The sequence below is a fragment of the Roseateles sp. P5_B10 genome (assembly GCF_056400485.1).
In genome coordinates, this window is sequence record NZ_JBFULE010000256.1 from 1 (window position 1) to 6,666 (window position 6,666).

Consider the following 6,666-nt stretch of genomic DNA (forward strand, 5'->3'; position numbering starts at 1 on the left):
TTTGAGCTCCCTGCGCATTGGCGAAGGCTGGGACACGCACCAACTCGTCACCGGCCGCCCGCTGATCCTGGGCGGCATCACCATCCCGCACACGCATGGCCTGCTCGGGCATTCGGATGCCGACGCGCTGGCGCATGCCATCACCGACGCGCTGCTCGGCGCCGCGGCGCTTGGGGACATCGGCGGGCTCTTCCCCGATACGGCCGCCGAGTTCAAGGGCGCCGACTCGATGGTGCTGCTGGCCGAGGCTTACCGACGCGTGCGCGAGGCGGGCTGGGCCCTGGTCAACCTGGACACGACCATCGTCGCCCAGGCGCCCAAGATGGCGCCCCACATTCCGGCCATGCGCGCGCGGCTGGCCGAGGTGCTGGGTGTGGACATCGGCCAGATCAATGTGAAGGCCAAGACGGCCGAGAAGATGGGGCCGGTGGGCGAGGGGCGGGCGATCGAGGCGCGGGCGATCTGCCTTCTTGCGGCCTCCGGGGTTGGCTAACATCGCGCCCCAACTTCCCAAGCCCGCGCACATGCACGTCGAACCTCCCGGCCACGCCCCGACCAATTTCAAGGAACTCGGCGTCCACTACGTGATGATCGTGCTGGGCATCCTGACCGCCCTGGGGCTGGAGGCGGGCTTCGAGGCGCTGCACCACCGCAAGCTGGCGCGCCAGACCATCGAACAGGTTGATTCAGAGCTGCAGGCCAATCTGACCGAGGTGCGCTCCACGATCATGCAGAACCGCACCGTGATGGAAGGCGTGAACGCCCTCTACGGCGAGGTGAAGAAGCTGGCCGAGCAGGGGCAGGCCAAGCCCGCGACGCTCAAGACCCTGCTTAGCGAGCGCCTGCACATCAGCGTGTTCACGCCGGGCCTGCGCCGCGACGCCTGGGACACGGCGTTGGCCGACCAGGCCCTGGTGCACCTGCCGCACGCCGACCTGCGGCGTTTGTCCGAGGCCTACACCGCGCAGCGCGATTCGCAGCAGGTCATCCAGTCCAGCTTCAGCGCGATCGGTTCGTTCACGCGGCTGACGGATGCGCTGGTCGATGCCGAATTCGGCCGTGGCGACCCGGTGGATCTCATCAAGGCGCTGCATGCCTACCGGCTGACGCTGAACGTGGTCATCGGGGTCGAGAAAGGGCTGGAGAAGCAGCTGGCGCAGTCGCTCGGCGAGGCGGCAGTGCCGGCGCCCGCCGCGAGCGCTGCCTCGGCCCACTGAGCGGCTCAGCTCAGGCCCCTTGCAGCTTGAGCACCGTGATGAGGCCGCCGCCCTGCGCATTGCTGATGGACAGCGTGCCGCCCAGGCGCTGCACTGATTTCTCGACGATGGCCAAACCGAGACCGGCACCGCTGGCGGCGGTGCGAGCGGCGTCGCCGCGGTAGAAGGGCACGGTGAGGCGCTGCAGGCGGTCGGGCGGCACGCCGGGGCCATGGTCGCGCACGCGCAGCTCCACCCAGGAGCCCTGGCGCGTGGCGCTCACGTCCACGCGCGCCGGCTCGCCTTCCGCATGGCCGTAGCGGCGCGCGTTCTCGAACAGGTTGAGCAGCACGCGGCCCAGCTCGGTGTCGTCGACGAAGACCTTGAGGGCCTCGCTGACCTGCACTCGAAAGCGGATCTGGTCGGGGTCGCGGAAGCCCTGCACCTCGCGCTCGACGACGTCGGTCAGCCGCGTCTCGCGCAGCTGCGTCTCGTTGGGCCGCGCATAGTCCATGAACTTGCTGATGATGGCGTCGAGCTGGTCGATGTCCTGGGCCATGAAGTGACGCGCCTGCTCGTCACTGACGCTCATCTCGGTTTCCAGCCGCAGCCGCGCCAGCGGCGTGCGCAGGTCATGCGAGATGCCGGCCAGCATGACGGCACGGTCTTCCTCCAGCTTGGCCAGTTCGCGCGCCATGCGGTTGAAGCCCATGTTGACCTCGCGGATCTCGCTGGTCATGGTGTTCTCGTCCAGGCGCGAGTCGTACTCACCATCACGGATGCGGCCGGCGGCTTCCGCCAGCTCGCGCAATGGCTGGTTGATGAGGCGGGCGATCAGCGCCGAGCCGACGACGGTGGCCAGCAGCGCAATGACCACCCACCACCAGTTGCTGGCCAACGAGATGGACAGAGGCGTTGCGCTGGTACGCAGCCAGAAGGCGTCCTCGCCGACGACGTAGCGCACCCACAGGCCCGATACGTCGTTGACGTTGCGCGCGACGACGGTATCGGGCCCGAGCGTGTTGCGCAGCTCCGAAGCGAGCTGCTTGGCGAAGGGGCTGGTGTCGTAGGGCAACCAGCGGTCGCTGGTCTCGGCCACGCGCACCTGCACCGTGTCCCCGCGCGACATCGAGCTGATGACGGCGACGCGGTTGATGGGGTCGGTGTGCTCCAGCGCGATGCGGCTGAGCTTGACGAGGCCTGCCAACTGCTCGGCCGACTCCAGCGCGCGCGGCTGGGCCTCCAGCAGCTTGAAGGTGTATTGCCATGCCAGCACGGCGCCGGCCAGCAGCAGGGCCAGCCAGGCGAAGGTGCGCCAGAAGAGGTTCAGTGCGAGATGCGGACGGGCCATCACGTAGTCGAGTTGTGTTTGGGCCGAGCGCCGGGCCGCCCCAAGCCGGCCCGTCTGGCGATGTGCGAGCGGCTCAATGCCGCAAGCATCGCCGTCCCCTCGGGGGACCGACCAAGCTTGACTGCGTTCAGCGAGTCAAGGATGGGCGAGGGGCTCACGTTCTACGCGTTTTCGTCGGGCACGAACACATAGCCCACGCCCCAGACGGTCTGGATATAGCGTGGCTGGGCCGGGTCTGCCTCCAGCATCTTGCGCAGCCGCGAGATCTGCACATCCAGGCTGCGGTCAAAGGGCTCGAACTCGCGGCCGCGGGCGAGCTGGGCCAGCTTGTCGCGCGACAGCGGCTGGCGCGGGTGGCGCACCAGGGTCTTGAGCATCGAGAACTCGCCGGTTGTCAGCGGCAGTTGCTCGCCATTCTTGGTCAGGCGGCGCAGGGCCAGGTCGAACTCGAAAGGCCCGAAGGTCACCGTCATCGGCTCCTTGCTCGGCGCACCCGGGGCCTCCGGCGGGGGGCGACGACGCAGCACCGCGTTGATGCGGGCCAGCAGTTCGCGCGGGTTGAAGGGCTTGGCCAGGTAGTCGTCGGCRCCCACTTCCAGGCCGACGATGCGGTCCACGTCCTCGACCTTGGCCGTCAGCATGATGATGGGCGTCTGGTCGTTGGCGGCACGCAGGCGGCGGCAGATGGTCAGGCCGTCTTCGCCGGGCAGCATCAGGTCCAGCACGATGAGGTCCACCGTCTCTCGGGTGAGCTGTTTGTTCAGCGCCCGGCTGTCTTCGGCGAGCAGTACTTCGAAGCCTTCTTGTGTCAGATAGCGCCGGAGCAGATCGCGGATGCGGGCGTCGTCATCGACGACAAGGATACGGTTGGGACGGGGTGTCGCGCTGCTGTTCATCGCGTTTCCTGAATTTGTAACAGCGGCATTGTGAGCAGGTTTTGAAACCCTGCTTTGTAGGACATCACGCACAGGTTACAGCTCGTTGCCAACTACCCCGGCTAAGCTGGGCTTTCCCTCCTTGCAAAGAGATTTCCTCATGCGCGCAGTCCTCGTCCTCTCAAGCCTTGCACTGACCCTGTCTGCCCATGCAGCCACGGAAGGGCCGCCGCGCGAGCGGCTGAGCCTGTCGGCCAGCGCCAGCGCTGAGGTGACGCGTGATGTGCTGGGCATTGCCTTCTCGACGACGCGCGAAGGTGCCGACGCCGCGGGCGTGCAAGCGGCGTTGAAGCAGGCCCTGGACGCCGCCCTGGCCGAAGCGCGCAAGGTGGCCAAGCCAGGTCAGGTCGATGTGCAGACGGGCAGTTTTTCGCTCTACCCGCGCCACGACCCCAAGACCGGCAAGCTCAGCGGCTGGCAGGGCAGCGCCGAGTTGCTGGTCGAGGGGCGGGATGCGGCAGCCATCGCTCAGCTGACGGGGCGCATCAACACGCTGAGCATCGCCCGCGTCGGCTACAGCCTGTCGCGCGAGGCTCGCGAGAAGGCGGAGGCCGACATCACGGCCCAGGCGATTGCGCGCTACCGGGCCAGGGCGGCGGACTACGCCAGGCAGTTCGGCTACGGCAGCTACGTCGTCGGTGAGGTCAGCATCAACAGTGACGAAGCCGGACCGCGCCCGATGATGGGCGTGATGCGCATGAAGGCCGAAGCCGCCGACATGGCGCTGCCGACCGAAGCCGGCAAGGCGACCGTGACGGTGAATGTCAGCGGTTCAGTGCAACTGACGAAATGATCAAACTGCGGTCCAGCCGCCGTCCATGGCCCAGGCCTGGCCGCGCACGTTGATGGCGGCGTCCGAGCACAGGAAGACGGTCAGGGCGCCGAGTTCGTCTGGCGTCGTGAACTGCAGCGACGGCTGCTTCTCGGCCAGCAGGCGGCGCTTGGCCTCGTCGTTGCTGACGCCGTCCTTTGCGGCCAGCGCGTCGACCTGCTTCTGCACCAGCGGCGTCAGCACCCAGCCGGGGCAGATGGCGTTGACGGTCACCGGCGATGTCGCCGTCTCCAGCGCGATGCTCTTGGTGAAGCCGACCAGGCCATGCTTGGCGGCCACATAGGCCGATTTCTGCGCCGACGCCACCAGGCCGTGGGCCGAGGCCATATTGATGATGCGGCCCCAGTTCTTCTTCAGCATGCCGGGCAGCGCCAGGCGCGTCGTGTGGAAGGCGGAGGTGAGGTTGATCGCGATGATGGCGTCCCACTTCTCTACGGGGAAGTCCTGCACCGGCGCGACATGCTGGATGCCGGCGTTGTTGACGAGGATGTCGATGCCGCCGAACTCGGCGTCGGCATAGGCCACCATGGCCGCGATGTCGGCCGGCTTGCTCATGTCGGCGCCGTGATAGCCCACCTTGACGCCCAGCGCCGCGACCTCGGCCTTGGGGCCTTCTACGTCGCCGAAGCCGTTCAGGATCAGGTTGGCGCCCTGGCGCGCGAGCGCGAGGGCCACGCCCAGGCCGATGCCGCTGGTGGAGCCCGTGACGAGGGCGGTCTTGCCTTTCAACATGGAGGGTCCTTCTTGGTTGCTAGGATGACTCAAAGGATTGCATCATGACCCAGCCCCAACTGCGCTTCGTCAATTGCCTGGACAGCACCGGCCTGCACCGGATGGCTTATTGGGAGTGGGCCGGCCCGAGCGCCGACGCACCGGTACTGGTCTGCGTGCATGGCCTGTCACGGCAGGGGCGGGACTTCGACGCCCTGGCTCGCGCCGTGAGCGACCGCTATCGCGTCATCTGCCCCGATGTCGTCGGCCGCGGCCGCTCCGACTGGTTGCGCCAGCCCGCTGGCTATCAGATTCCGAGTTATGTCTCCGACATGGTGGCGCTGCTGGCGCGGCTGGATGTCGAGCAGGTCGACTGGGTCGGTACCTCCATGGGCGGCTTGATCGGCCTGGGCCTGGCTTCGTTGCCGCGGCCCGACGGGTTGGCGAGCCCGATCCGCCGCCTGGTGCTCAATGACGTCGGCCCGGCCATCCGCATCGAGGCCCTGCAGCGCATCGGCAGCTATCTCGGCAAGGCGATGCGTTTCAAATCGCTGGAAGAGGGCGCGGCCTATCTGCGCAGCATCTCCGAGGGCTTCGGCCCGCACACCGACGAGGAATGGCTGGCCCTGTCCGAGCCACTGTTCCGCCAGGAGGGTGGCGAGTGGAAATCGCATTACGACCCGGCCATCGCGCTGTCCTTCACGGCCGTGACGCCCGAGCTGGTGGCCGCGGGCGAGGCTGCACTCTGGGCGGCCTATGACCAGCTGAGCTGCCCGACGCTCTTGATCCGCGGCGCGGAGTCCGACCTGCTCAGTGCCGAGACGGCGCGCGCCATGACGCAACGCGGCCCGAGCGCTCGCCTGGTCGAGTTGCCCGGCATCGGCCATGCGCCCACGTTGATTCATGCCAACCAGATTGCCGTCGTGAGGGATTTCCTCAGTTCATGAAGACCGGCTTGATGCCCGAGGGCGCCGCGACGGCGCCCATCGTCGCGCTGCTGGATGCGGGCGCCGAACATTCCAATGCCGAGGTCGTTCGTGCCCGCGCCGTTGCCGAGCCGCTGCTGGCCGGCGAGTTGCTGGACACCGGCGAGAACGCGCTGTCTCACGCCGACGGCGTGGCGGCCATCCTGCGCGCCGTGGGCAGCGCACAGGAGCTGCAGGCCGCGGCCTATCTGGTCTATGCGGCTGACTTCCTCAGCAAGCCGGAGGAGGTCGTCGCCAAGGCCTTCGGCGACAGCTATGCCAGCCTCGTCACGCACACGCGCCGCCTCGTGCAGCTGCAGCGCACCACGCGCGACGCCAAGTTGCCGGCCGACAGGAAGCACGACCTGCGCGCCGAACAGACCGAGCGCGTGCGCAAGATGCTGCTGGCCTTCTCGCGCGACCTGCGCGTCGTGCTGTTGCGCCTGGCCTCACGRCTGCAGACGCTGCGTTGGTACGCAGCCAGCAAGCAGCCTTGCCCGCAGGACCTGGCGGCCGAGTCCCAGGCGGTGTTCGCGCCGCTGGCCAATCGCCTGGGAATCTGGCAGATCAAGTGGGAGCTGGAGGACCTGGCATTCCGCTTCCTGCAGCCGCAGGCCTACAAAGCCCTGGCCGGCGCCCTGCATGAGACCCGCGTCGAACGCGAGCAGCGTGTTGA

The 6,666-nt window shown here is 67.8% G+C and carries 8 protein-coding genes; 5 read left to right on the forward strand and 3 right to left on the reverse strand.

What is annotated here, in order from left to right; all coding sequences use genetic code 11:
• The first annotated feature begins 1 nt into the window (after position 1).
• The gene (gene ispF, locus AC1DU6_RS16055) at positions 2-493 is read left to right on the forward strand and encodes a 2-C-methyl-D-erythritol 2,4-cyclodiphosphate synthase (protein ID WP_477858275.1); all 492 of its coding nucleotides are present in this window, start codon (positions 2-4) and stop codon (positions 491-493) included.
• A gap of 31 nt (positions 494-524) precedes the next feature.
• Positions 525-1,217 carry a hypothetical protein gene (locus tag AC1DU6_RS16060; RefSeq protein ID WP_056197939.1) on the forward strand — a complete coding sequence of 231 codons (693 nt, stop codon included), beginning with the start codon at positions 525-527 and terminating at the stop codon, positions 1,215-1,217.
• Between the two features lie 10 nt (positions 1,218-1,227).
• On the opposite strand, the gene AC1DU6_RS16065 is transcribed toward AC1DU6_RS16060, so the two are convergent.
• Together AC1DU6_RS16065 and ompR are read right to left on the reverse strand one after the other, a co-directional pair.
• Positions 1,228-2,547: an ATP-binding protein gene (locus AC1DU6_RS16065; protein ID WP_056197936.1), complete on the reverse strand. Its 1,320-nt coding sequence runs from the start codon at positions 2,545-2,547 to the stop codon at positions 1,228-1,230.
• Positions 2,548-2,708: 161 nt separating this feature from the next.
• Entirely contained in the window at positions 2,709-3,443 is a 735-nt protein-coding gene (gene ompR, locus AC1DU6_RS16070; protein ID WP_056197934.1) for an osmolarity response regulator transcription factor OmpR, read from the reverse strand.
• A 139-nt stretch (positions 3,444-3,582) separates the two neighbouring features.
• Between ompR and AC1DU6_RS16075 the strand changes: the two genes are divergently transcribed.
• On the forward strand, positions 3,583-4,275 hold the full coding sequence (locus tag AC1DU6_RS16075) for an SIMPL domain-containing protein (protein WP_457349832.1): 693 nt from the start codon (positions 3,583-3,585) through the stop codon (positions 4,273-4,275).
• Here the strand turns inward: AC1DU6_RS16075 and AC1DU6_RS16080 are convergent, their stop codons facing one another.
• Positions 4,276-5,046 carry a 3-hydroxybutyrate dehydrogenase gene (locus AC1DU6_RS16080; protein ID WP_056197930.1) on the reverse strand — a complete coding sequence of 257 codons (771 nt, stop codon included), beginning with the start codon at positions 5,044-5,046 and terminating at the stop codon, positions 4,276-4,278. It abuts the gene before it with no gap.
• Between the two features lie 44 nt (positions 5,047-5,090).
• Here AC1DU6_RS16080 and AC1DU6_RS16085 point away from each other — a divergent pair, with 44 nt between their 5' ends.
• Positions 5,091-5,972, forward strand: a complete 882-nt coding sequence (locus AC1DU6_RS16085; protein ID WP_477858278.1) for an alpha/beta fold hydrolase — start codon at positions 5,091-5,093, stop codon at positions 5,970-5,972.
• A partial coding sequence (locus tag AC1DU6_RS16090) for an HD domain-containing protein (RefSeq protein ID WP_477858280.1) occupies positions 5,969-6,666 on the forward strand: 698 nt, incomplete at its 3' end. The genes AC1DU6_RS16085 and AC1DU6_RS16090, both read left to right, overlap by 4 nt.